At 63.2% G+C, this 23,540-nt stretch carries 20 protein-coding genes and 1 pseudogene; 9 read left to right on the plus strand and 12 right to left on the minus strand.

Features of this window, described 5'->3' with window-relative positions; genetic code table 11:
- The 9 genes and pseudogenes from BLX42_RS06745 to BLX42_RS06785 all read left to right on the plus strand — a co-directional run.
- Positions 1-637 (plus strand): annotated as a pseudogene (locus BLX42_RS06745) (ubiquinone biosynthesis regulatory protein kinase UbiB); the annotation flags it as partial.
- Positions 638-710: 73 nt separating this feature from the next.
- A complete protein-coding gene (gene hisI, locus BLX42_RS06750) occupies positions 711-1,103 on the plus strand; it encodes a phosphoribosyl-AMP cyclohydrolase (protein WP_046785011.1) in 393 nt (130 codons plus the stop codon).
- 1 nt (position 1,104) lies between these two features.
- Positions 1,105-1,440, plus strand: a complete 336-nt coding sequence (locus tag BLX42_RS06755; RefSeq protein ID WP_046785010.1) for a phosphoribosyl-ATP diphosphatase — start codon at positions 1,105-1,107, stop codon at positions 1,438-1,440.
- Between the two features lie 25 nt (positions 1,441-1,465).
- Positions 1,466-1,738, plus strand: a complete 273-nt coding sequence (locus BLX42_RS06760) for a twin-arginine translocase TatA/TatE family subunit (protein ID WP_012312391.1) — start codon at positions 1,466-1,468, stop codon at positions 1,736-1,738.
- Positions 1,739-1,741: 3 nt separating this feature from the next.
- Positions 1,742-2,125, plus strand: a complete 384-nt coding sequence (tatB, locus tag BLX42_RS06765) for a Sec-independent protein translocase protein TatB (protein ID WP_161871430.1) — start codon at positions 1,742-1,744, stop codon at positions 2,123-2,125.
- Complete coding sequence (gene tatC, locus BLX42_RS06770; protein ID WP_012312389.1) at positions 2,122-2,913, plus strand: twin-arginine translocase subunit TatC; 792 nt, start codon at positions 2,122-2,124, stop codon at positions 2,911-2,913. Before tatB ends, tatC begins: the two co-directional genes overlap by 4 nt.
- Positions 2,910-3,617 carry a 16S rRNA (uracil(1498)-N(3))-methyltransferase gene (locus BLX42_RS06775; RefSeq protein ID WP_115273408.1) on the plus strand — a complete coding sequence of 236 codons (708 nt, stop codon included), beginning with the start codon at positions 2,910-2,912 and terminating at the stop codon, positions 3,615-3,617. The genes tatC and BLX42_RS06775 overlap by 4 nt, the downstream gene beginning before the upstream one ends.
- Positions 3,618-3,717: 100 nt before the next feature.
- Positions 3,718-5,634: a methyl-accepting chemotaxis protein gene (locus BLX42_RS06780; RefSeq protein ID WP_161871431.1), complete on the plus strand. Its 1,917-nt coding sequence runs from the start codon at positions 3,718-3,720 to the stop codon at positions 5,632-5,634.
- 182 nt (positions 5,635-5,816) lie between these two features.
- Positions 5,817-7,760: a methyl-accepting chemotaxis protein gene (locus BLX42_RS06785; protein WP_161871432.1), complete on the plus strand. Its 1,944-nt coding sequence runs from the start codon at positions 5,817-5,819 to the stop codon at positions 7,758-7,760.
- A gap of 74 nt (positions 7,761-7,834) precedes the next feature.
- On the opposite strand, the gene BLX42_RS06790 is transcribed toward BLX42_RS06785, so the two are convergent.
- The 12 genes from BLX42_RS06790 to hutU all read right to left on the minus strand — a co-directional run bounded on the left by BLX42_RS06790 (position 7,835) and on the right by hutU (position 23,523).
- Positions 7,835-8,569 (minus strand): amino acid ABC transporter ATP-binding protein, encoded by a 735-nt coding sequence (locus tag BLX42_RS06790; RefSeq protein WP_161871446.1) that lies wholly within the window; start codon positions 8,567-8,569, stop codon positions 7,835-7,837.
- Positions 8,562-9,524 carry an amino acid ABC transporter permease gene (locus BLX42_RS06795; protein ID WP_161871433.1) on the minus strand — a complete coding sequence of 321 codons (963 nt, stop codon included), beginning with the start codon at positions 9,522-9,524 and terminating at the stop codon, positions 8,562-8,564. Before BLX42_RS06795 ends, BLX42_RS06790 begins: the two co-directional genes overlap by 8 nt.
- A gap of 111 nt (positions 9,525-9,635) precedes the next feature.
- Positions 9,636-10,433, minus strand: coding sequence for a transporter substrate-binding domain-containing protein (locus BLX42_RS06800; RefSeq protein ID WP_046785173.1), 798 nt, complete (start codon positions 10,431-10,433; stop codon positions 9,636-9,638).
- Between the two features lie 219 nt (positions 10,434-10,652).
- Positions 10,653-13,226 carry a glucans biosynthesis glucosyltransferase MdoH gene (mdoH, locus tag BLX42_RS06805; protein ID WP_119688149.1) on the minus strand — a complete coding sequence of 858 codons (2,574 nt, stop codon included), beginning with the start codon at positions 13,224-13,226 and terminating at the stop codon, positions 10,653-10,655.
- The gene (locus BLX42_RS06810; protein ID WP_161871434.1) at positions 13,219-14,898 is read right to left on the minus strand and encodes a glucan biosynthesis protein G; all 1,680 of its coding nucleotides are present in this window, start codon (positions 14,896-14,898) and stop codon (positions 13,219-13,221) included. The genes mdoH and BLX42_RS06810 overlap by 8 nt, the downstream gene beginning before the upstream one ends.
- A gap of 322 nt (positions 14,899-15,220) precedes the next feature.
- On the minus strand, positions 15,221-15,658 hold the full coding sequence (gene dtd, locus BLX42_RS06815) for a D-aminoacyl-tRNA deacylase (protein ID WP_012312380.1): 438 nt from the start codon (positions 15,656-15,658) through the stop codon (positions 15,221-15,223).
- Entirely contained in the window at positions 15,655-16,626 is a 972-nt protein-coding gene (pip, locus tag BLX42_RS06820; RefSeq protein ID WP_012312379.1) for a prolyl aminopeptidase, read from the minus strand. Before pip ends, dtd begins: the two co-directional genes overlap by 4 nt.
- A gap of 117 nt (positions 16,627-16,743) precedes the next feature.
- Complete coding sequence (hutG, locus tag BLX42_RS06825) at positions 16,744-17,547, minus strand: N-formylglutamate deformylase (protein ID WP_161871447.1); 804 nt, start codon at positions 17,545-17,547, stop codon at positions 16,744-16,746.
- Positions 17,548-17,557: 10 nt separating this feature from the next.
- On the minus strand, positions 17,558-18,763 hold the full coding sequence (hutI, locus tag BLX42_RS06830) for an imidazolonepropionase (RefSeq protein WP_161871435.1): 1,206 nt from the start codon (positions 18,761-18,763) through the stop codon (positions 17,558-17,560).
- 15 nt (positions 18,764-18,778) lie between these two features.
- Positions 18,779-20,182 carry an amino acid permease gene (locus tag BLX42_RS06835; protein ID WP_161871436.1) on the minus strand — a complete coding sequence of 468 codons (1,404 nt, stop codon included), beginning with the start codon at positions 20,180-20,182 and terminating at the stop codon, positions 18,779-18,781.
- A gap of 65 nt (positions 20,183-20,247) precedes the next feature.
- A complete protein-coding gene (gene hutH, locus BLX42_RS06840) occupies positions 20,248-21,780 on the minus strand; it encodes a histidine ammonia-lyase (RefSeq protein ID WP_161871437.1) in 1,533 nt (510 codons plus the stop codon).
- A gap of 69 nt (positions 21,781-21,849) precedes the next feature.
- On the minus strand, positions 21,850-23,523 hold the full coding sequence (gene hutU / locus BLX42_RS06845; RefSeq protein WP_161871438.1) for a urocanate hydratase: 1,674 nt from the start codon (positions 23,521-23,523) through the stop codon (positions 21,850-21,852).
- Between the last annotated feature and the right edge of the window lie 17 nt (positions 23,524-23,540).

Genomic DNA, 23,540 nt, shown 5'->3' on the forward strand with positions numbered 1-23,540 from the left:
CCTGATCGCCTTCTTCAAGCGCGACTACCGCCGTGTCGCCGAGCTGCACATCGACTCGGGGTGGGTACCGGCGCACACCAAGGTCAATGAATTCGAAGCGGCCATCCGTACCGTGTGCGAGCCGATCTTCGAAAAACCGCTCAAGGACATTTCCTTCGGCCAAGTGCTGATGCGCCTGTTCCAGACTGCCCGGCGCTTCAACATGGAAGTCCAGCCGCAGTTGGTGCTGCTGCAGAAGACCCTGCTCAACATCGAGGGCCTGGGCCGCCAGCTGTACCCCGACCTTGACCTGTGGAGTACCGCCAAACCGTTCCTGGAACGCTGGATGCGCGAGCGTTACAGCCCCAAGGCCATGTTCGGCAACCTGTACAGCCAGGCCGAACAGCTGCCGCACCTGGCCGGCATGACCCGCGACCTGCTCGAACGTCTTTCCCAGCCGCACCTGCACGACCCGCAACTGCCGGAGCGGCGCCGCCAGGGCGACCGCTGGGCACTGCGCCTGCTCGGTGCCGGCCTGCTGGGTGGCGGTGCGGTGCTGGCCGCCGGCGCCGCCGAGGCCGCCAGCCTCGCCGCCCCGGCCGCCTGGCCGGCTTGGCTGATGCTGGCCGCAGGCCTTTACCTGATCGTGCGCCAATAGCCAGCCGCGCTGCTGGCTGGCACACTAGCGCAAAGGGCCCGGTACAGAAGCGGGCCCGGTTTTGGAGTCGACGATGAAAGAGTGGCTGGACGAGATCAAGTGGAACAGCGACGGCCTGGTACCGGCGATCGCCCAGGACCACAAGACCGGACGCGTGCTGATGATGGCCTGGATGAACCGCGAATCGCTGGCCCTCACTGCCGCCGAGCAACGCGCCATCTACTGGTCGCGCTCGCGTGGCAAGCTGTGGCGCAAGGGCGAGGAATCGGGGCATGTGCAGAAGCTGCACGAAATGCGCCTGGACTGTGATGCCGACGTGATCATCCTGATGGTCGAGCAACTGGGCCATATCGCCTGCCATACCGGCCGTGAAAGCTGCTTCTACCGCGTCTTCGAAGACGGCCAGTGGAAAACCGTCGATCCGGTGTTGAAAGACCCGCATGCCATCTACAACGCAGGACACTGACATGAGCGACACCCTCAACCGCCTGGCCGAAGTGCTCGAAGAACGCAAGCACGCGGCCCCCGACAGCTCCTACGTGGCCAGCCTGTACCACAAGGGCCTGAACAAGATCCTCGAAAAGCTCGGCGAAGAGTCCGTCGAGACCATCATTGCTGCCAAGGACGCAGAGGTCAGCAAGGATTGCAGTGATGTCATCTATGAAACCGCCGACCTGTGGTTTCATAGCCTGGTCATGCTCAGTGCACTGGGCCAGCACCCACAAGCCGTGCTCGATGAACTGGAACGCCGCTTCGGCCTGTCCGGGCACGATGAAAAGGCCGCTCGCGAGCCCTCGGCCTGACCAAACAGCATTCTAGGAGAGCACCATGGGTATTTTTGACTGGAAACACTGGATCGTCCTGCTGGTCGTCGTCGTCCTGGTGTTCGGCACCAAGAAGCTGAAGAACTTCGGCAGTGACCTTGGCGAATCGATCAAGGGCTTCCGCAAAGCCATGAACGAAGAAGAAAGCAAACCCGCCGAGCAGACCCCACCGCCTGCCCAGCCCGTACCGCCGGTGCAGAACACCGCACAACAGCCACAGGGCCACACCATCGAGGGCCAGGCCCAGCCGGTCCAAGAGCCGCAGCGGAAAGACTGAACCATGTTCGGCATGAGTTTCAGCGAGTTACTGCTCGTCGGCCTCGTCGCGCTGCTGGTGCTCGGCCCCGAGCGCCTGCCCGGCGCCGCGCGCACTGCAGGGCTGTGGATCGGCCGGCTCAAGCGCAGCTTCAATTCGATCAAGATGGAAGTCGAGCGCGAAATCGGTGCCGATGACATCCGCCGACAGTTGCACAACGAGCACATCCTGCAAATGGAACAGGAAGCCAAGCGCATCCTCAACCCGCTGACGCCGCCTGCCCAGCCACCCGCCGCTGTGGCCACCGAGCAGCCCGCCGCCACGCCAACATCGGCACCGGTAGCGCCGGCGCCTGCACCTGAGCAGCCCGAACAGCCCGAACAGCCTCAACCGCCGCGAGCCCCATGAGCGAAAAACCGCAAGACGACCAGCCCATGCCGCTGGTCTCGCACCTGACCGAACTGCGCACCCGCCTGCTGCGCTGCGTGGCTGCCATCTTCCTGATTTTTGCCGGGCTGTTCTCCTTCGCCCAGCAGATCTACACCCTGGTCTCGGCGCCACTGCGCGAACACCTGCCGGCCAACGCCACGATGATCGCCACCGACGTGGCCTCGCCGTTCCTGACGCCGTTCAAGCTGACCATGATCGTTTCGCTGTTCCTGGCGATCCCGTTCATCCTGCAGCAGATCTGGGGTTTTATCGCGCCTGGCCTGTATCGCCACGAAAAGCGCATCGCCATTCCGCTGCTGGTGTCGAGCATCTTCCTGTTCTATGCCGGCATGGCCTTCGCCTACTTTCTGGTGTTCCCGCTGATCTTCGGCTTCTTCGCCAGCGCCACGCCGGAAGGCGTGTCGATGATGACCGACATTTCCAGTTATCTGGACTTCGTCATGACGCTGTTCTTCGCCTTCGGTGTTGCCTTCGAGATCCCGGTAGCGGTGGTGCTGCTGGTGTGGATCGGCGTGGTAGACGTGCAATACCTGAAGAAAATCCGCCCCTACGTGATCATCGGCTGCTTCGTGGTCGGCATGATCCTGACCCCGCCCGACATCTTCTCGCAGACCTTGCTCGCCGTGCCCATGTGGCTGCTGTTCGAGATCGGCGTGCTGTGTGGCAGCCTGATCCGCAAGCGCAGCCACGCCGAAGATGACACGGCAAACGACCCCAACGACCAGCCACCAGCGACCCAGCCGTGAATCTGTTGCTTCTTGAAGAGGCCGACTTCGTGTCGGCCGACCGCGTCGTCCTTGCCGATCGGCGCTTCACCCATATGCAGGAGATTCACCGCGTGGTGGTGGGCGACAGCCTGCGCGTGGGCCGCATCAATGGCCTGATGGGCACCGCCACCGTGGTACGCCTGGCACAGCACGAAGCCGAGCTTGAAGTCGGCTTCGACCAGCCGCCGCCGGCCAAGCTGCCGCTGACCCTGGTGCTGGCCGTGCCGCGGCCGAAAATGCTGCGCAGGCTGTTCCAGACTGTCGCCACGCTGGGCGTACAGCGGTTGATCCTGGTCAACAGCTACAAGGTCGAAAAAAGCTTCTGGCAGACGCCGTTCCTCAACCCCGAGAGCATCCGCGACAACCTGATACTGGGCCTGGAACAGGCCCGCGACACGGTGCTGCCCGAGGTGGTCATCGAAAAACGCTTCAAACCGTTCGTCGAAGACCGCCTGCCTGCCATCGCCGACGGCACCCTGGGCCTGGTTGGCCACCCCGGCCCCTACCCCGCGTGCCCGCGCGCCGTCGAAGGCCCGGTGACACTGGCCATTGGCCCCGAGGGCGGCTGGATCCCCTACGAAGTCGAGCTGCTGGGCAAAGCAGGGCTCGCGCCAGTGCAGTTGGGTGACCGCATCCTGCGTGTGGAAACCGCCGTAACAGCCTTGCTTTCAAGGATTTTCTGACAAACGGGTCAGGATTTTCCCATCAAGTTTCCCCGGCGCAGGCCGATGCCTAGGCAACACAACAATAATCCGTGCTGCCAAGTTTACCGGGGAGTCGAACATGTTCCGATGGGTTACCGAAACGCTGGGAAATGTGAGCGTCAATCGCAAACTGGGGCTGGGCTTTGGCCTGGTACTGTTACTGACTTTGGCCATCACCTTCACTGGCTGGCAAGGCATGAACAGCATCATCGACCGTGGTGACAAGCTGGGCAATATCTCGGTCATCAGCCAGGGCACCCAGGAACTGCGCATCGCGCGTCAGCATTACCAGCGCGATCGCAACGAAGCGGCGATCGGCGAACTGGAAAAAGCCCTCGCTGGCCTCGACCGCCAGATCAGCCTCATGCTCGGCCAGATCGAGCAACCCATCGATCATCAGCGCCTGCAGCAACAGCAGGAGGCGGTGCGCAAATATCAGCAAGCTTTCGCCGACCTCAAGCAGGCCGGGCAACGACGCGAAGCCAGCCGAAGCGCACTGGGTGACAGTGCCGACAAGGCAGCCGAGCTTATCAGCAGGGTGCAGGAGCGCCTGCTGCAAGCCGGCGATATCACGCCCTACCAGAGCACGGTAGAGGTCAGTGCCCTGCTACAGCAAGCACGCTTCCAGGTGCGCGGCTACACCTACAGTGGCGAAGCGAACTACCAGCAGACTGCGCTCAACGCCATCGACCAGGCCATGACCAACCTCAAGGCGCTACCGGCCAAGCTGCCCGCCGAATATGCCGCCAGCCTCGATGACTCGATGTCGGCCCTCGCCGCTTACCGCGATGCGGTCAACCAGTTCGGTAGCGCGCAATCGGCCAGTGATCAGGCCCTGCAGGTGATGACTGATCAAGGCACCGTGCTGATGGATAACAGCCAGAAGATGACGGTTTCACAGACCGAAGTCCGCGATGCAGGCTCGCGCAAGGCAAAAACCTTGCTTGCCTCAGCCACGGCACTGGCGTTGGTACTGGGCCTGCTCGCGGCCTGGGCCATCACTCGGCAGATCATCGTCCCGCTGCGCCAGACACTGGCCGCCGCCGAGCGCGTGGCCAACGGCGACCTGCGCCAGGACCTTCTGGCAACCCGCCGCGACGAGCTGGGGCAGTTGCAGGCCAGCATGCAGCGCATGACCCAAGGCCTGCGCGAACTGATCGGTGGTATCGGTGACGGTGTCACGCAGATCGCCAGCGCCGCCGAAGAGCTTTCGGCGGTAACCGAGCAGACCAGCGCCGGGGTCAACAACCAAAAGGTCGAAACCGATCAGGTGGCCACCGCGATGAACGAAATGGCGGCCACCGTGCATGAAGTGGCACGCAATGCTGAGCAAGCCTCAGAGGCGGCCCTCATGGCGGACCAGCAGGCGCGTGAAGGTGATCGGGTTGTCAGCGAAGCGGTGGCGCAAATCGAGCGCCTGGCCGGTGAAGTGGTCAACTCCAGCGAGGCGATGAACCAGCTCAAGGCCGAAAGCGACAAGATCGGCAGCGTGCTGGATGTGATCAAGTCGGTGGCCCAGCAAACCAACCTGCTGGCCCTCAATGCGGCCATCGAAGCGGCGCGGGCCGGTGAGGCCGGCCGTGGCTTTGCCGTGGTCGCCGACGAAGTGCGCAGCCTGGCGCAGCGTACCCAGCAGTCCACCGAAGAGATCGAAGAGCTGATTGCCGGTTTGCAAAGCGGAACCCAGCGAGTGGCCAGCGTGATGGACGCCAGCCGCCAGCTCACCGACAGCAGCGTCGAGCTTACCCGCCGCGCCGGCACTTCGCTGGAGACCATCACCCGAACCGTGTCGTCGATCCAGGCGATGAACCAGCAGATCGCCACGGCCGCCGAACAGCAGAGTGCGACTGCCGAGGAGATCAACCGCAGCGTGATCAATGTGCGGGATATCTCCGACCAGACTTCGGCGGCGAGTGAGGAGACGGCCAGTTCCAGTGTCGAGCTTGCGCGGCTGGGCACGCACCTGCAGGACCTGGTAAGGCGCTTCAGGCTGTAAGCCCGTACTGGCCCCATCGCTGGCGAGCCAGCAATGGGGCCAGTGTGAATTCCCACACGCGCTGCTGAAATTTCCTACCCAATTCTCAGGTCAAGTCCTACAAGCCTTCCGCCGATGGGCAGGGGTGTCATGCCAGCAAAACGCCGGCATGGCTCCCCTACTCAACTGGATGGAGACTTGCCATGTTCGGCTACCTCAACCGCAGGATTGGCAACATCAGCGTCGGCGCCAAGCTCGCTCTGGGTTTTGCCGTGGTACTGCTGCTCACCGTGGCCACTGCCGCCAGCGGCTGGCGCGCCCTGGGCGACGCCATTACGCGCTCGGAGCAGCTCAGCGAGATTGGCCAGATCAATGATCTGGTCAAGGACCTGCGCGCCGAGCGCATCACCTACAGGGTGTTGGCCGATGATGCCAGCAAGGCGCAGATCACCCGCATCCTGCAACAACTCGACGCCATGCTGACCGCGCTGCAGCAACGCAGCAGTGTCGATGAATCACGCCAGATGCTGGCCCAGAAGCTGCAATTGCTGCAGCGCCTTCACGAAAATTTCGCCACCTTGCAGCGCACCGTTGAAAGCCGGCGTGGGTTGCGCGAGGCAATGCAGGCGCAAGAGCAGAAGCTCAACGGCGTCATCGACGAACTGGAAACCCAGGCCCTGCTGAAGATGCCCGCCGACAGCCAACAAAGCGGCCTGCTGGGCCTGATGGACAGCCTCACCCGGCATGTGGACGGCGCCAACCAGCAGAGCCTGGTGCCGGCGTACACCTTCTCGCCGCTGGAGGACTTCGCCAAGGTTGGCGAGGCGGCGCTGGATGCTGCCGACAAAAGCCTCGGGCAGTTGATCCAGGCACTTGCCCCCTTGGGCCTTTCGCGAGCAGTGATGGAACAGCCTGGCGTGGAACTGGGGAAATACCGCGCCAGCCTCGAGCAGTACCGACGCGCCGCCTTGAGTGTCGAGCAGTTGCAGAACGACATGGAGCAGATGGGCAACGAACTGCGTGCTGTGAGCCTGGAGCTGGGTAAAAGGAAGGTCGAGCAGCGCGACAGCGAAGCACTGGCCGCCCGCTCGCTGTTGACCAGCGTTGCGGTGCTGGCCTTGCTGGTGGGCGTAGCAGCCGGCTGGCTGATCACCTTGCAGATCACCCAGCCGCTACGCCAGACCCTGGCGGTGGCAGCGCGCATCGCCCGGGGTGACCTGAGCCAGGTGGAGCCTGTGGGTCGTCGTGACGAAATGGGCCAGCTGCAGGCCAGCATGCAGGAAATGACCCTGAGCCTGCGCAAGCTGATCGGCGGTATCGATCAAGGTGTTGGCCATTTGTCTCAGGCCGCCACACAACTGGCAGCCAGCAGCGAGGACACCAAGCTGCGCATCAGCCAGCAGCGCGAGGAAACCGATCAGGTCGCCACTGCCATGAACCAGATGAGCGCCACGGTCCAGGAAGTCGCGCAAAACGCCGAACAAGCTTCATTGGCGGCAACCAACGCCGACCAGCAGGCCCAGCAGGGCGATCAGGTGGTGACTGAAGCCATTGGCCGTATCGAGCAACTGGCCAGGCAGATGGATGATTGCCTGGCAGCTATGCAGCATCTGGCGGGCGAAAGCCAGCGTATCGGCAGCATTCTCGATGTGATCAAGTCGGTCTCCGAGCAAACCAACCTGTTGGCGCTCAACGCTGCCATCGAGGCTGCCCGAGCAGGTGAGGCGGGCCGTGGTTTTGCCGTGGTGGCTGACGAAGTGCGCGGCTTGGCGCAGCGTACACAGCAGTCCACGGAGGAGATCGAGCAATTGATCGAAAGCTTGCACAACGGCACCGACGAGGTGACCAGCCTGCTCGACAACAGCAAACGCCTGACCGAGCAAAGTGTCGAGCTGAGCCGCAAGGCCGGGGATGCCTTGAGCCAGATCACCGATACGGTGTCGAGCATCCAAGGCATGAACCAGCAGATTGCCACGGCCAGCGAGCAACAGAGTGTAGTGGCCGAACAGATAAACCGCAGTGTGATCAGCGTGCGCGATGCCTCGGACCAGACCAGTGCGGCCAGTGAACAAACGGCAGCTTCAAGCGGCGAGCTGGAGCAGCTGGGCCAGCAGCTGCGAGGTATGGTCGGGCGTTTCAGCCTCTGAAAGCTTCAAGCCACAAGCTAAAGCCGAACGCTATGGACCGCCCATCACCGCCCGGCTTTAGCTTGCAGCTGCTTTCAGAGCACTTGGCGCAGGAACGCTTGCGCCCGCGGATCTTTCGGCGAGGTAAAGAACGCCGCAGGCGCCGAATCCTCCAGCAGCTTGCCGTGATCGAAGAACAGCACGCGGTCGGCCACTTCGCGGGCAAAACCCATTTCATGGGTCACGCAGACCATGGTCATGCCTTCCTGGGCCAGTGTCTTCATCACGTCCAGCACTTCACCGACCATTTCCGGGTCGAGCGCGGAGGTCGGCTCGTCGAACAGCATCACCTTGGGTTCCATCGCCAGCGCACGGGCAATCGCCACCCGTTGCTGCTGACCACCGGAAAGCCGCGAGGGGTACTCATTGGCCTTCTCCGAGATACCCACCTTTTCCAGCAACGCCCGCGCCTTGGCCTCACGCTCTGCCTTGCCACGCTTGCGCACGACCTTCTGCGCCAGGCAAAGGTTTTCCAGCACCGTCATGTGCGGGAACAGGTTGAAATGCTGGAACACCATGCCGACTTCGCGGCGGTAGGCGTTGATGTCGGTTTTCGGGTCTTCCAACCGCAGCCCGTTGATGGCCACATGGCCCTCGTCGAAATGCTCCAGGCCGTTGAGGCAGCGCAGGAAGGTCGACTTGCCGGACCCCGACGGGCCAAGCACCACGACCACTTCACCCTTGGCCACCTGGGTGGTGACGTTGTCCACCGCACGCACTACCTGGCCTCGGGTGTCGAACACTTTCAAAAGGTCACGGACTTCAATCACTTTGCGCAAGCCTCCGCTCGAGCCGGCTGGCCAGATGCGACAGCGGCAGGTTGATCAGCAGGTACAGGCCTGCCACGCAGAACCAGATCTCGAATGTCGAGAACGAAGTGGTGATGGCCTCACGGCCGCTCTTGGTCAGTTCGGTGATGGCGATCACCGAGACCAGCGAGGTGTCCTTGACCAGGCTGATGAACTGCCCGGCCAGCGGAGGCAGTACGCGTTTGAACGCCTGCGGCAGGATCACGTGGCGCATCGACTGGCTGGCGTTAAGGCCGAGCGAGCGGGCCGCCTCATTCTGCCCCTTGGCGATCGACTGCACGCCGGCCCGCACGATCTCGGCCACGTAAGCACCGGTGAACAGCGCCAGCGCCGCCACCCCGGCGAACTCACGGGACAGGTTGAGCACGGTACCGATGAAGAAGTAGAAGATGAATATCTGCACCAGCAGCGGCGTGCCGCGCACCAGTTCGACATAGACGGTCGACAGGTCGCGCAGGGTCGGGTTGTTAGACAACCGGCACAACCCGGCAAACAGGCCGATCACCAGGCCCAGCGCCCCGGACACCACCGAGATCCACAAGGTGGTCCACAGGCCCCAGGCCAGTGGGCCAGCAGCCCAGTGACGGATGACGCCGACCTGATCACCTTCGGCCACATCGTCACCGCGGCTCAGTTGCAGGCTGTCCTTGGCCACATCGAGCACCTGCTCACCGCCGTTCTCATCCTTGAGCGTAACGCGGGCGTTATCGCCTGAGACGACGATGTCCTGCACCGTGCCGTAATCGCTGGCACGCTGCACGTCCTCGGCCTTGTAGGCAAAGTATTGTGGTACGCGGTTCCAGCGCCACTCGTAGGAGATCATCGAGGTGGCCAGGTACAGGCTGATCGCCAGGCCCACCAGGACCAGGGCCGTCAGCGCATGCCAGGGCCATTGGGCTTTCTTGTGTTTGATCACGGGGTTACTCCAGAAAGCGGCAAGCCGCAAGCCACAAGCTGCAAGGAAAAGCAGACCGCGTATTGGCCCGCCTCCTCTTGCAGCTTGCAGCTTGCGGCTTGAAGCTACTTCTTATTCCATTTCCTTCAGCCAGTCCTTGTTCTTGAACCACTTGTCGTGGATACGATCGTAGGTCCCGTCATGCTTGATCTGGTGCAGGAAGTTGTTGATGAAGTTGATGCTGTCGTAATCGCCCTTCTTCAAGCCGAATGCCAGCGGCTCGTAGGTGAAGGGCTCGTCGAGGAACAGCAGCTTGCCGGCACCGGCCTTGTCGACCGCCACCACGTTGTACGGCGCATCGTAGACAAAGGCATCAGCCTTGCCGTTGACCACGTCCATCACCGCTTCCTGCTCATTGTCGTAGCCATGGTACGTGGCCTTGGCGATCAGCTTCTTGGCGACCATCTCGCCGGTGGTACCGAGCTTGGAGGTGATGCGGTACTTCTCGTTGTTCAGGTCTTTGTACGACTTGATCTCGCCAGCCAGATCCTTGCGGATCAGCAGGGTCTGGCCAACCACGATGAACGGTTCGCTGAAGTTCAGGCGCAGGTTGCGTTCCTGGGTCAGGGTCATGCCGCTGCCGATCATGTCGAACTTGTCGGTCAGCAGGGCCGGGATGATGCCGTCATAGGCGGTGGAGACGGTCTCCAGCTTGACGCCCATGGATTTGGCCATGGCTTTGAGGATATCGACTTCGAAGCCGATGATTTCGCCGCGCTTGTTGGTCATCTGGAACGGCATGTAGGTCGGGTCCATGCCCACCCGCAAGGTACCGCGCTTGACCGCGTCGTCGATGGCACCGGCCTGGGCCGAGGCCACCGCGACCAGCGCCGTGACGCCGACCAGCAGCCGCGAAAGGTATTTCTTCATCATCACCAAGTCCCCTAGCAAGAAAAGTAGCGAATCTTATTGTTGGCACGGCCGTACCGGCCGGCATGGCTTATCGGAGAGGGATGCTAACGCATGGCGGCCCTGGGACCTAGAGCCGGGGGGGACTTTGTTGGCCAAAATCCGAGGGGATGAGAAAGATTGGAAAACCCTGTCGCCGGCAAGCCGGCGAAAGGGCCGCATAGCGGCCCCTAGGGTAGATCAGGCGCCAACCAGGCTAGGTTGTGCCTCGTCCGCCGGGTGCAACGGCAACAACGGCGAATGTGGGTCGTTGTTGATCGATGCACGCCACACGTCGATCCAGGCGGCATTGTGCTCGGCCCATACCTGCGCATGCAGGCGCGCCAAGGCTACCGGGTCGCTCAGCAAGGCAAGGCGAGTACCCAGGTCCAGCCCCTCGGGCCCGACCTCGATCGCTTTGGCAAGGCGCTCGGCGCGCATCGCCTCGATCGGTGCTGCCTGGCCATGACGGGCAGTGGCCATGGCACAGGCCAAGGCGTTCTGCCGAGGGTCGACCACAGCGCGGACAAAGCCGTCGTGCAGGGCGTGCCAGCGGTTCTCGTGGGTGTACTGGTCGGTGGCGAGCAGCTCCTGGGGCGTTGCGTACTCCTCAGGGATCAGGAACAGCTTCTCGTCCTTGGCCGCCAGGCCCAGGCGTGTGCGGCTGGAGATCACCGAAACGGGGATCGACAGCACCAGCGAACCAACGATCGGCGCCAGCCACCACAGGAAGCTCGGGTTCAGCCACGCCACCAGCGCAGCCCAGGCAATACCCAACAGGGTTTGCGGGCCGTGGCGACGTACCGCCTCGCTCCACGGGGTGGAGTCGTCGTCACGCTGCGGCGAGTTCCAGGTCGCAGCCCAGCCGAGGAATGCGGCCAGCACGAAGCGGGTGTGGAAGATCATCCGCACTGGCGCCAGCAGCATGGAGAACAGCATCTCCATCAGCATCGACAAGGTGACCTTGAACCGCCCGCCGAACTCGACCGCGCCCTTGGCCCAGATCAGGATGATACTGAGCAGCTTGGGCAAGAACAGCAGCACGATGGTGGTGGAGAACAGCGCGACGGCCTTCTCCGGGTGCCACTGCGGCCACAGCGGGTAGAGCTGGTACGGCTCGATGAAGTATTGCGGCTCCATCAGCGTGTTGGTTGCCAGCAGCGCGGTCGACAGCACCAGGAAGAAGAACCACAGCGGCGCCGACAGGTAAGACATCACGCCCGTGAGGAACACCGCACGGTGCACCGGGTGCATGCCCTTGACCAGGAACAGGCGGAAGTTCATCAGGTTGCCGTGGCACCAGCGGCGGTCGCGCTTGAGCTCGTCGAGCAGGTTCGGCGGCAGCTCTTCATAGCTGCCCGGCAGGTCATAGGCAATCCACACGCCCCAGCCGGCACGGCGCATCAGCGCCGCTTCGACGAAGTCGTGGGAAAGGATCGCGCCGGCGAAAGCGCCCTTGCCAGGCAACGGCGCCAGGGCGCAGTGCTCGATGAAAGGCTTCATGCGAATGATCGCGTTGTGGCCCCAGTAGTGCGACTCGCCCAGTTGCCAGAAGTGCAGGCCGGCGGTGAACAGCGGGCCGTACACGCGGGTGGCGAACTGCTGCATGCGCGCATACAGCGTGTCCATACCCGAGGCTTTGGGCGCGGTCTGGATGATGCCAGCGTCCGGATTGGCCTCCATCAGGCGTACCAGGCTGCTCAGGCACTCGCCACTCATGACGCTGTCGGCGTCGAGCACGACCATGTACTTGTATTCGCCACCCCAGCGACGGCAGAAGTCGTCGAGGTTGCCGCTCTTGCGCTTCACGCGGCGGCGGCGGCGGCGATAGAAGATGCGGCCGAAGCCTTTGGTCTCGCGGCACACGTCCAGCCAGGCCTGTTGCTCGGCCACGGCAATGTCAGTGTCGTTGGTATCGCTGAGCACGAAGAAATCGAAACGGTCGAGGTTGCCGCTGGCGGCGACCGACTCGAAGGTCGCCCGCAGCCCTGCGAACACGCGCGGCACGTCTTCGTTGCAAATAGGCATCACCAGCGCGGTACGTGCTTCAGGAGCGATCGGCTCGCTGCCGGCACTGCTGCCGGAGATACGGTATTTGTCGCGGCCGGTGAGCAGCTCGAGGAAGCCCATCAGCGCCGTCCAGAAGCCCGCCGACACCCAGCAGAAGAGGATGCCGAAGAGGATCAGGATGGACGTTTGCAACGCGTACGGCCAGACCTGCACTACGGTGTCCCACAACGGCTGGTTGACCACTTCGTCGAGGTCGACGAACGACCAGCCCTGGTAAGGCAGGATGCCCTTCATGTACCAGCCGGCGACGAGCGTCTGGCCGATCATGAGGGTCAGCAGGATATAGCGGCGAATCGAGCCGACCGTGCGCCAGCGCGCCAGCGGCAACTCGCGCTTTGGCGGCTGCGGCGCGTTGGGGCGGCCGGTCATGCGCCGCCACATGCGGATCAGCACATTGGTGCGCCATGGCTCGGGCACGACCCGGGTACGCTTGATCGGCGGTGCGATCTTCAGGCAAAGCCGGCCGCTGCCGTCGACGCCAAGCATCTGGGCATCTTCCAGTTCGGCCGCGCTGCCTACAGTCAGGCGCGGGCCCACCGAGGCCTGCACGGCCTCAGTGGTGGTGGCGGTCGCATTGCCCGCCAGGCGTTGGTGCAACTCACTGAACGAGGTGCAACTGGCGAGTTCCGCGCGCTGCTCATCGCTCAGTGGGAGGTGGGCCAGGTACTCGCCAAGCGATTCCGGCCTTGCGCTTGAGTTACTCATCGGCAGGCAACTGATAGCTCCAGGTCTCGGTCAGCACTTTTTCGGTGGTGGCCGGGGTCCCGTTGGTGGATGCCGCATCGGCGGCAGGTTGTTCGGCCTTGGCAGGTTGCTCGGCCTTGGCGGCTTTTTCAGCCTTGCCATGCTTGGCTGCGGTCTTGTCGTGTTTGGTGTCTTCGGCAGGCTTGGCTGCTTCGACCGGAACATCGCTGACCAGTGCGGCCCGCATCTCGGTAGCCTTTTTGGCCTCCTTGATCTTCAACCGCAAAGTCAGGCGCCAGCCCTTGGTCTCTGGGTTATAGCGCAGATTGTTCTCGACCACTTCTGCGTTGTCGCCGACGCTGATCTGGCTGCGTACCGCGGCGTCTTCCGGCAGGGCTGCCAAGGCCGGGCCGGCGAAGTCGACCAGGAACGCTACGCTACCGTCTGGTTGACGGATCAGGTTGGACTGCTTGACGTCACCGGTGGAACGCATGGTCTGGGTAACCGAACCCAGCTCCTGGGCCTGGAAACGCGACTCGTCGATGGTCCAGTGCATGCGGTAGTCGTATTCGAACGGCTTGCCCGGCTCCGGCAGGGTTTCCGGGCTCCAGAAGGCAACGATATTGTCGTTGGTTTCGTCGGCAGTCGGGATCTCGACCAGATCGACGGTGCCTTTGCCCCAGTCGCCCTTAGGCTCGATCCAGGCGCTCGGACGCTTCTGGTAGTTGTCATCGAGGTCTTCGTAATCCTTGAAATCGCGATGACGCTGCATCAGGCCGAAACCGCGCGGGTTCTCGACGCTGAAGTTGCTCACCGACAGGTGTTTGGGGTTGTTCAGCGGGCGCCACAGCCACTCGCCGTTACCGGCGTGGATCGACAGGCCTTCGGAGTCATGCAGGGCCGGGCGATAGTTCATGACCTTGGAGGGCTGGTTAGGGCCGAACAGGTACATGCTGGTCAGCGGCGCGATGCCCAGACGGCTGACGTGGTCACGCAGGAACACGCGGGACTGCACATCGACCACGGTATCGTTGCCCGGGCGCAGGATCAGCTTGTAGGCGCCGGTGGAGCGCGGCGAATCCAGCAGGGCGTAGATCACCAGGTGCTTGTCGGCCGGCTTGGGTTTCTCGACCCAGAATTCGGTGAACCGCGGGAACTCTTCGCCCGACGGCAGCGCGGTGTCGATGGCCAGGCCACGGGCCGACAGGCCGTACACATGCCCTTTGCCGACCACACGGAAATAACTGGCCCCCAGCAGGGTCATGATTTCATCCTGCTTGTCGGCCTTGTTGATCGGGTAAAGCACGCGGAAACCGGCGTAGCCCAGGTTCTTGGTGGTATCCGGGTCGTGGGGCACGTCGCCGAACTCGAAACGGCTCGGGTCGTACTTGATTTCCTCGACGGTGGTGGCGGTGACTTCGTTGATTTTCACCGGCGTGTCGAAGTGCATGCCCTGGTGGTAGAAGGACAGCTTGAACGGCGTCTTGTCCTTGGCCCACTCGGCCTTTTCCTGCAGGAAGCGAATCTTCTGGTAGTCGGCGAACTTCATGTCGCGGAAGACTGCCGGCAGATTGCTTTTCGGTGCTTCGTACTTCTGGCCGGCGAGATCCTTTGCCTTGGCTGCAACATCGTCAAGATTGAATGCCCACAGCTGGCCCGCGCTCATCAGGCCGACCAGTGCGGCACTGGCCATCAGGGCCTTGCGCAGCCGATTGCCGGGGATTCTAGATGCTTTATGGGGACTAACAATCACGAGCAACCCTCGCCGAAAACAGATCATGAAACCAACGGCCAGCGACAAATGCCGGGTTGGCGAGCACTGTTCGGACCCCGTGAGGGCGTAATGATTCCCCAAACGGTTCCAGACAATGCTCGAGTCAGAGTAAAACGAACCTGCGAACGCAGGCCCTAACAGCGCGCGATTATCCAGCAGGATGCGTTACAACGCATCAGGCTGGATCAACTATTTATCGTACAAAACACCTTGTTTCGCGCAACCAAGGCCGTTTTTTCCTTCATATTTGTAACAGAAAAGTCACAGGGCCATCATTGACCAGGTGCACCTGCATGTCAGCACCGAATCGGCCGCTTGCCACATCTGCATGCTGGCCCTGGGCTTGCTGCAAAAGATAGTCGAACAGTTCGGCACCGAGCGCTGGCGGCGCAGCCGTCGAAAAGCTCGGACGCATGCCACTGCGGGTGTCCGCAGCCAAGGTGAACTGGGACACCAGCAGCAAACCGCCGCCCACATCCTTGAGGGACAGGTTCATCTTGCCCTGCTCATCGCTGAAAACGCGGTAGTTGAGCAACTTGTGCAACAGCTTATCGGCCTGTTCACGGGTATCTTCAGGCTCTACCGCCACCAGCACCAACAAGCCTTGGTCGATGGCGCCGACAATTTCACCCGCCACCTCTACCCGCGCGCCGCGCACACGCTGCAGCAGCCCCTTCATGCTTCTTCCAGCGGCAAATCGAGCAGGCGACGGGCCATCTGATCGGCTGCCCGTACCAGCGCATCGGTGATCCCAGGCTCGGACGCCGCATGGCCCGCGTCGCGGATCACCTTCAGCTCACTGTTGGGCCATGCCTGATGCAATGCCCAGGCGTTATCCAGCGGGCAGATCACATCATAGCGGCCATGCACGATCACGGCCGGCAGGTGGGCGATCTTGGGCATGTCGCGGATCAACTGGTCGGGTGCAAGGAACGCGTTGTTCATGAAGTAGTGGCATTCGATGCGAGCGATGGACAAGGCCCGCTGCGGCTCGGAGAAGCGGTCGATCACCAGCGGATTGGGGCGCAGGGTGGCAGTGCGGCCCTCCCAGGTGGACCAGGCCTTGGCGGCATGCATCTGGGCGATCTGATCGTTGCCGGTCAGGCGCTTGTGGAATGCCTTGACCAGGTCATTACGCTCATCCGGCGGAATCGGCGCGATGTAGTCCTGCCAGTAATCGGGGAACAGGCGGCTGGCGCCCTCCTGATAGAACCACTCGATCTCTTGCGGGCGGCACAGGAAGATGCCGCGCAGGATCAGGCCGTGAACCCGCTCGGGGTGGGTCTGGGCATAAGCCAGGGCCAGGGTCGAGCCCCAGGAGCCGCCGAACAGCACCCACTTGTCGATGCCCAGGTGCTCGCGAATGCGCTCCAGATCCTCGACCAGGTGCCAGGTGGTGTTGTTCTCCAGGCTTGCGTGCGGGGTGGAACGGCCACAACCGCGCTGATCGAACGTGATGATGCGGTACAGGTTGGGGTCGAAATAGCAACGGCTCTGGGCATCGCAACCCGCGCCCGGGCCACCGTGGATGAACACCACCGGCAGACCTTCAGGCGAGCCGCTTTCATCGACATACAGCACATGCGGCGCTTCCACGGCCAGATCGTGCCGGGCGTAGGGTTTGATCTGCGGGTAGAGGGTCTGCATTGCGCACTCCGTGTGAGGATTTAGTCTGCCGTTGGGCATCATAAACCTGAATTGCGCTTTGAGCATGCTCTGCCGCTACAGCGTGAGCCCTGCATTGAAACAGGCCCGGTGGGCTTGCTACTTGCCGTAGCGTAGCTCGCCCCAGGCAAGCGCCTGTTCCAGCAGGCGCTGAAGCACCTGACGGGTCGGTTGCGCCAGATCCTCACGATAGGCGAAGGGCTCGGTTTCATTCATGTACGTGCTTTGCGCCAACTCCAGCTGCACAGCATGAATCTGCCGGGCAGGGTCGCCATAGTGGCGGGTGATGTGCCCGCCCTTGAAACGCCCGTTGAGTACATGGCTGTAGCCCGGCGCCTCGGCACACACGCCCGACAGCCACTGCGCCAGCTCAGGATCACAACTGGCACCGTTGAAGGTCCCCAGGTTGAAGTCCGGCAGCTTGCCGTCGAACAGGTGCGGGATCAGCGAACGGATCGAGTGTGCGTCCCATAAAAGGGCGTAGCCGAACTGCTCACGCAGGCGGGCCAGTTCGCGCTCGATGGTGGCGTGGTATGGCCGCCAGATCTGCTCCAGGTAAGTGGCCCGTTCGTCGGCAGAGGGTGCCTGCCCCTGCTTGAACAGCGGCGCACCGTCGAACAGTGTGGCCGGATACAGGCCCGTGGTTGCACCTGCGTACAAAGGCGTGTCGTCATCCGGCCGGTTAAGGTCGATGACGAAGCGCGAATACTCTGCCGCCACCACACTGGCCCCCAGCTCATGGGCGAAATCGTAGAGGCGCGGGATATGCCAGTCGGTGTCCGGCAGGCTGCGCGCCTCGTCGACCAGGCCGTCGCGCACGGCCGGGGTCAGCTTGAGCCCCGCATGGGGCATGCTGATCAGCAGGGGCAAACGGCCCTGGTGGAAACTCAGTACCTTGTCCATCTCGCCTCGCTCAGTGGGATATTTCATGGCCTTTGCGCACCACGCGCTTTGGCAGGTCGCCGCCCAGCCAATAGGCCAGGTCGGCGGGGCGCTCGATCTGCCAGGCGACAAAGTCCGCCACCTTGCCGACTTCCAGCGAACCATGGGTGTCGCCCATGCCCAGCGCCGTGGCGGCATGGATGGTAACGCCAGCCAGGGCTTCTTCCGGCGTCATGCGAAACAGCGTGCACCCCATGTTCAGCATCAGCCGCAGCGACAGACCTGGCGATGTGCCAGGGTTGAGGTCGCTGGCAAGGGCAATCCTCACGCCGTGGCGGCGCAAGGCGTCCATTGGAGGCAGTTGGGTTTCGCGCAGGAAGTAGAACGCGCCGGGCAGCAGCACGGCGACAGTGCCAGCCTCGGCCATGGCCACGGCGTCTTCCTCGGTCATGAATTCCAGGTGGTCGGCCGACAGCGCCTGGTAGCGCGCTGCCAGGCTGGAGCCGTGCAGCGACGAGAGCTGCTCGGCGTGCAGCTTGACCGGCAAGCCCAGTTCGCGGGCTTTGATGAACACCCGCTCGACCTGCGCCGGGGAAAACGCCAGGTGCTCGCAGAACGCGTCCACGGCGTCCACCAACCCCTCGGCGGCGAGTGCAGGCAGCATCTGGTCGCAGATATGCGCAATGTAGTCGTCGGCGCGACCGGCATATTCCGGCGGCAAGGCGTGGGCGGCCAGGCAGGTAGCGCGCACAGCAACCGGCAATTCGTCGGCCAGGCGCCTGGCCACACGGAGCATCTTGCGCTCGTTGGCCAGGTCCAGGCCGTAGCCGGACTTGATTTCGATTGTGGTTACACCATCGCGCATCAGCGCCTGTACCCGCTGGCGGGCACTGGCGAACAGCTCATCCTCGCTGGCCGCGCGGGTGGCCCGCACGGTACTGGCGATGCCCCCGCCTTGCGCAGCGATTTGGGCATAACTCACACCCTGCAAGCGCTGCTCGAACTCGCCACTGCGGTTGCCACCGAACACGGCGTGGGTGTGGCAGTCGATCAGCCCGGGGGTGACCCAGGCATTGCCCAGGTCAACCGTACGTTGCGCCTCGACCGGCCGCATTTCGCCACGTGGGCCGAGCCATTCGATCACGCCGCCGCTGGTAACGATCGCTGCGTCCTCGATGATCGAGTAACGGCCGTCCACCATGGTTGCCACATGGCAGTGCTGCCAGAGGGTTCTCATATGCAATCTCCTGAACTAGCGATGCAGCTCGGCCGCCGCCTGGGCCACCTCGCCCTGCCCTGCTCGCGGCTTGCACCACAACAGGTAGGACGCAACCAGGAACACCACCCAGATCACACCGACAAGCAACGCTGCCTGTGTATCGGGGAAGTAACCGAGCACGCCAAAGATGAACACCATGAACGCAATGGCCATGGCCGGGCCGTAGGGCCAGAACGGTACCGGAAACTTGAGCCGGGCCGCTTCCTCGCGGCTCATGCTGCGGCGCATGGCAACCTGGGTAACCAGGATCATCAACCACACCCACACGGTGGCGAACGTGGCGATGGACGCGATCAGCAGAAACACGTTCTCGGGGATCAGGTAGTTGAGCACCACGCCAATCAACAGCGCAGCCCCCATCACCACCACGGTCATCCACGGCACTCCGTGCCTGGACAGCTGGCTGAAGCCGCGTGGCGCATGGCCTTGCTGGGCCAGGCCGTACATCATGCGACCCGCGCCGAAGATGTCACTGTTGATGGCAGAAACCGCAGCGGAAATCACCACGACGTTGAGCACTGCCGCCGCCGATCCGATGCCCAGGTTGCTGAATATCTGCACGAAGGGGCTACCTTCGCTGCCGATCTGCGGCCACGGGTAAAGGCACATCAGCACGAACAGGGTCAGTACGTAGAACAGCAGGATACGCAACGGCACGGCATTGATGGCCCTGGGGATGACCCGTTGCGGGTCCTTGGCCTCACCGGCAGTGACGCCGATGATTTCGATGCCGCCGAAGGCGAACATGACCACCGCGAAGGACGCGATCAAGCCGCCGACGCCATTGGGCATGAAGCCGCCGTGCTCGACCAGGTTGCTCAAACCGACCGCATGCCCGGTGCCAACCTGGCTGAAGCCGAAGGCCATGATGCCAAGGCCGGCAAGGATCATCGCGACGATGGCACCGACCTTGAGCAGCGACAGCCAGAACTCCATCTCGCCGAACACCTTGACGTTGCACAGGTTCAGGCCGCCGATCAGGAAGACGATGCCCAGCACCCAGATCCAGCGGGCCACTTCAGGAAACCAGAAGCCCATGTAGATACCAAAGGCGGTGACATCGGCGATGGCGACGATGACCATTTCGAAGGCGTAGGTCCAACCGAGGATGAAGCCGGCCATGGGGCCGAGGTAGGTGGTGGCGTAATGGCCGAAGGAGCCGGCGACCGGGTTGTGCACGGCCATCTCGCCGAGGGCGCGCATGACCATGAACACGGCGGCGCCGCCAATCAGGTAGGCCAGCAGCACGGCCGGCCCGGCCATCTGGATGGCAGAGGCCGAACCGTAGAAAAGCCCGGTACCGATTGCGGAACCGAGCGCCATGAAACGGATGTGGCGGGCCGATAGCCCACGCTTGAGACCTTGAGCTTGTTGCATGTCACGTCCTGATCTTGTTTTTGTGGTCGTGAGATCGAATGGGCCGCATGGCGGCCCCAAAGGCATCACAGGCTGGGCAGAACGCCTGCCGGCAGCAGGCCGGTCAGGCTGCCCTTGGCCAACAGCTCGACGGCCTTTTCGATATCCGGCGCAAAGAAACGGTCACGGTCGTAGTGCGGCACTTCGCTGCGCAGCGCCTGGCGCGCCTGCTCCAGCTTGGCCGAGGTCTTGAGCCCCTTGCGCAGGTCCAGCCCCTGGCAGGCGCCCAGCCATTCGATGGCCAGCACGCCGCGGGTGTTCTCGGCCATTTCCCACAGGCGCTTGCCCGCAGCCGGGGCCATCGACACGTGGTCTTCCTGGTTGGCCGAGGTGGGCAGGCTGTCGACGCTGTGGGGGTGCGACAGGGCCTTGTTCTCGCTGGCCAGGGCCGCAGCCGTGACCTGAGCGATCATGAAGCCGGAGTTGACCCCACCGTTTTCCACCAGGAACGGCGGCAGCTGCGACATGTGCTTATCCATCATCAGCGAAATGCGGCGCTCGCTCAGCGAACCGATTTCGGCGATGGCCAGGGCCAGGTTGTCAGCGGCCATGGCTACAGGCTCTGCGTGGAAGTTGCCACCCGAGATCACATCGCCCTCGGCAGCGAACACCAGCGGGTTGTCCGACACCGCGTTGGCCTCGATGCCGAGCACTTCGGCGGCCTGGCGCAACTGGGTGAGGCAGGCGCCCATGACCTGCGGCTGGCAACGCAGCGAGTACGGGTCCTGAACCTTGTCGCAGTTCTTGTGCGATTGGGAAATCTCGCTGGTATCACCCAGCAGGTCGCGGAAACAGGCGGCGGTATCGATCTGGCCCCGCTGACCACGCACGGCATGCACCCGTGCATCGAATGGCGCACGCGAGCCCAGTGCCGCTTCCACGGTCAGACCACCGCAGGCGATGGCGGCGGCGTACAGGTCTTCGGCGTAGAACAGGCCGCGCAAGGCGTAAGCCGAGGACGCCTGGGTGCCATTGAGCAGCGCCAGGCCCTCTTTGGCGGCCAGGGTCAGTGGCTCCAGGCCAGCGACGGCCAGGGCTTCAGTGGCCGACAGCCACTGGCCCTTGTACCGTGCCTTGCCTTCGCCGAGCAGCACCAGCGACATGTGCGCCAGCGGTGCCAGGTCGCCGGAGGCGCCGACAGAGCCTTTAAGCGGTATATGCGGATAGACTTCAGCGTTGACCAAGGCGATCAGCGCATCGATCACCCTGCGCCGGATGCCGGAGAAACCACGGCTGAGGCTGTTTATCTTGAGCACCATGATCAGCCGCACCAGGTCGTCGTCCAGCGGCGCGCCGATACCGGCGGCGTGGGACAGCACCAGCGAGCGCTGCAGGTTTTCCAGGTCATGGCTGGCAATACGGGTCGAAGCCAGCAGGCCGAAGCCGGTGTTGATACCGTAGGCCGTGCGGTCTTCGGCAAGGATCTGTTCGACGCAGGCGACGCTGTCGTTGATCGGCTGATCGGCGCTGGCGTCCAGGCGCAGGCGCACGGGTGCGGCGTGGATTGCGCGCAGCTGGGCCAGGGTCAGGGTGCCAGGCTTGAGGGTCAGTTCGGTCACTTCGCTACTCCATTCTGTCAGGGCCCGCAGGCCCTTTCTTGTTGTTCAGTATCGGTCAAAGTGCAGCGATCAGCCTGTGATCATTGGCAGGTCGAGGCCTTGTTCCTTGGCGCAGTCCACGGCGATGTCGTAGCCGGCGTCGGCGTGGCGCATGACACCGGTGCCCGGGTCGTTGGTCAGCACGCGGGCGATGCGTGCGGCGGCTTCATCGGTACCGTCGCAGACGATGACCATGCCCGAGTGCTGCGAGAAGCCCATGCCTACCCCCCCACCGTGGTGCAGCGAAACCCAGGTAGCGCCGCTGGCAGTGTTGAGCAAGGCGTTGAGCAGCGGCCAGTCGGAGACGGCGTCAGAACCGTCACGCATCGATTCGGTTTCACGGTTGGGGCTCGATACGGAGCCTGAGTCCAGGTGGTCACGGCCGATGACGATCGGCGCCGACAGCTCGCCGCTGCGTACCATTTCGTTGAAGGCCAGGCCCAGCTTGGCGCGAAGGCCCAGGCCAACCCAGCAGATGCGCGCTGGCAGGCCCTGGAAGCTGATGCGCTCACGGGCCATGTCCAGCCAGCGGTGCAAGTGGGCGTCGTCGGGGATCAGTTCCTTGACCTTGGCATCGGTCTTGTAGATATCCTCGGCTTCGCCGGACAGCGCAGCCCAGCGGAACGGCCCCACACCGCGGCAGAACAGCGGGCGGATGTATGCCGGTACGAAGCCTGGGAAATCGAACGCGTTGGCTACGCCCTCTTCCTTGGCCATCTGGCGGATGTTGTTACCGTAGTCGAAGGTCGGAATGCCCTGCTTCTGGAAGTCGAGCATGGCTTGTACGTGCACGGCCATGGACTGCTTGGCAGCCTTGACCACGGCAGCCGGCTCGGTCTGCGCGCGGTCACGGTACTGCTCCCAGGTCCAGCCGGCCGGCAGGTAGCCGTTGAGCGGGTCGTGGGCGCTGGTCTGATCGGTGACCATGTCCGGGCGCACGCCACGCTTGACCAGCTCCGGCAGGACTTCTGCGGCGTTGCCATGCAGGGCAATGGAGATGGCCTTGCCTTCGGCGGTGTACTTGGCGATGCGCGCCAGGGCGTCATCGAGGTCTTTGGCCTGCTCGTCGACGTAGCGGGTTTCGAGGCGGAAATCGATACGGCTCTGCTGGCATTCGATGTTCAGCGAGCAGGCGCCGGCCAAGGTCGCGGCCAGGGGCTGGGCGCCGCCCATGCCGCCGAGGCCTGCAGTCAGTACCCACTTGCCTTTGAGGCTGCCACCGTAGTGCTGGCGGCCGGCCTCGACGAAGGTTTCATAGGTGCCTTGGACGATGCCTTGGCTGCCGATGTAGATCCAGCTGCCGGCGGTCATCTGGCCGTACATGGCCAGGCCCTTGGCGTCCAGTTCGTTGAAGTGTTCCCAGTTGGCCCAGTGCGGCACCAGGTTGGAGTTGGCGATCAGAACGCGTGGAGCGTTGCTGTGGGTTTTGAATACCCCGACCGGTTTGCCCGACTGCACCAGCAAGGTTTCGTCATCTTCCAGGCGGGTCAGGGTTTCGACGATCTTGTCGTAGCAGGCCCAGTTGCGGGCGGCGCGACCGATACCACCGTAAACCACCAGTTCCTTGGGGTTTTCCGCGACCTGCGGGTCGAGGTTGTTCATCAGCATGCGCAGTGGCGCTTCGGTCAGCCAGCTTTTGGCGGTCAGCGTGTTGCCACGTGGGGCACGGATTTCAACGTCACGGTATTTATTGTTGTCGGTCACGGGAAGGGTCCTCTGCG

It is taken from the genome of Pseudomonas sp. SG-MS2 (genome assembly GCF_009933855.1).
GTDB classification, from domain to species: domain Bacteria; phylum Pseudomonadota; class Gammaproteobacteria; order Pseudomonadales; family Pseudomonadaceae; genus Aquipseudomonas; species Aquipseudomonas putida_E.

What these genes read in the sequence shown, in the direction of transcription:
- hisI (WP_046785011.1), top strand. Translation starts at nt 711, where the DNA reads ATGAAAGAGTGGCTGGACGAGATCAAGTGGAACAGCGACGGCCTGGTA.
- BLX42_RS06755 (WP_046785010.1), top strand. Translation starts at nt 1,105, where the DNA reads ATGAGCGACACCCTCAACCGCCTGGCCGAAGTGCTCGAAGAACGCAAG.
- BLX42_RS06760 (WP_012312391.1), top strand. Translation starts at nt 1,466, where the DNA reads ATGGGTATTTTTGACTGGAAACACTGGATCGTCCTGCTGGTCGTCGTC.
- tatB (WP_161871430.1), top strand. Translation starts at nt 1,742, where the DNA reads ATGTTCGGCATGAGTTTCAGCGAGTTACTGCTCGTCGGCCTCGTCGCG.
- tatC (WP_012312389.1), top strand. Translation starts at nt 2,122, where the DNA reads ATGAGCGAAAAACCGCAAGACGACCAGCCCATGCCGCTGGTCTCGCAC.
- BLX42_RS06780 (WP_161871431.1), top strand. Translation starts at nt 3,718, where the DNA reads ATGTTCCGATGGGTTACCGAAACGCTGGGAAATGTGAGCGTCAATCGC.
- BLX42_RS06785 (WP_161871432.1), top strand. Translation starts at nt 5,817, where the DNA reads ATGTTCGGCTACCTCAACCGCAGGATTGGCAACATCAGCGTCGGCGCC.
- BLX42_RS06800 (WP_046785173.1), bottom strand. Translation starts at nt 10,433, where the DNA reads ATGAAGAAATACCTTTCGCGGCTGCTGGTCGGCGTCACGGCGCTGGTC.
- mdoH (WP_119688149.1), bottom strand. Translation starts at nt 13,226, where the DNA reads ATGAGTAACTCAAGCGCAAGGCCGGAATCGCTTGGCGAGTACCTGGCC.
- BLX42_RS06810 (WP_161871434.1), bottom strand. Translation starts at nt 14,898, where the DNA reads ATGGCCAGTGCCGCACTGGTCGGCCTGATGAGCGCGGGCCAGCTGTGG.
- dtd (WP_012312380.1), bottom strand. Translation starts at nt 15,658, where the DNA reads ATGAAGGGGCTGCTGCAGCGTGTGCGCGGCGCGCGGGTAGAGGTGGCG.
- pip (WP_012312379.1), bottom strand. Translation starts at nt 16,626, where the DNA reads ATGCAGACCCTCTACCCGCAGATCAAACCCTACGCCCGGCACGATCTG.
- hutG (WP_161871447.1), bottom strand. Translation starts at nt 17,547, where the DNA reads ATGGACAAGGTACTGAGTTTCCACCAGGGCCGTTTGCCCCTGCTGATC.
- hutI (WP_161871435.1), bottom strand. Translation starts at nt 18,763, where the DNA reads ATGAGAACCCTCTGGCAGCACTGCCATGTGGCAACCATGGTGGACGGC.
- BLX42_RS06835 (WP_161871436.1), bottom strand. Translation starts at nt 20,182, where the DNA reads ATGCAACAAGCTCAAGGTCTCAAGCGTGGGCTATCGGCCCGCCACATC.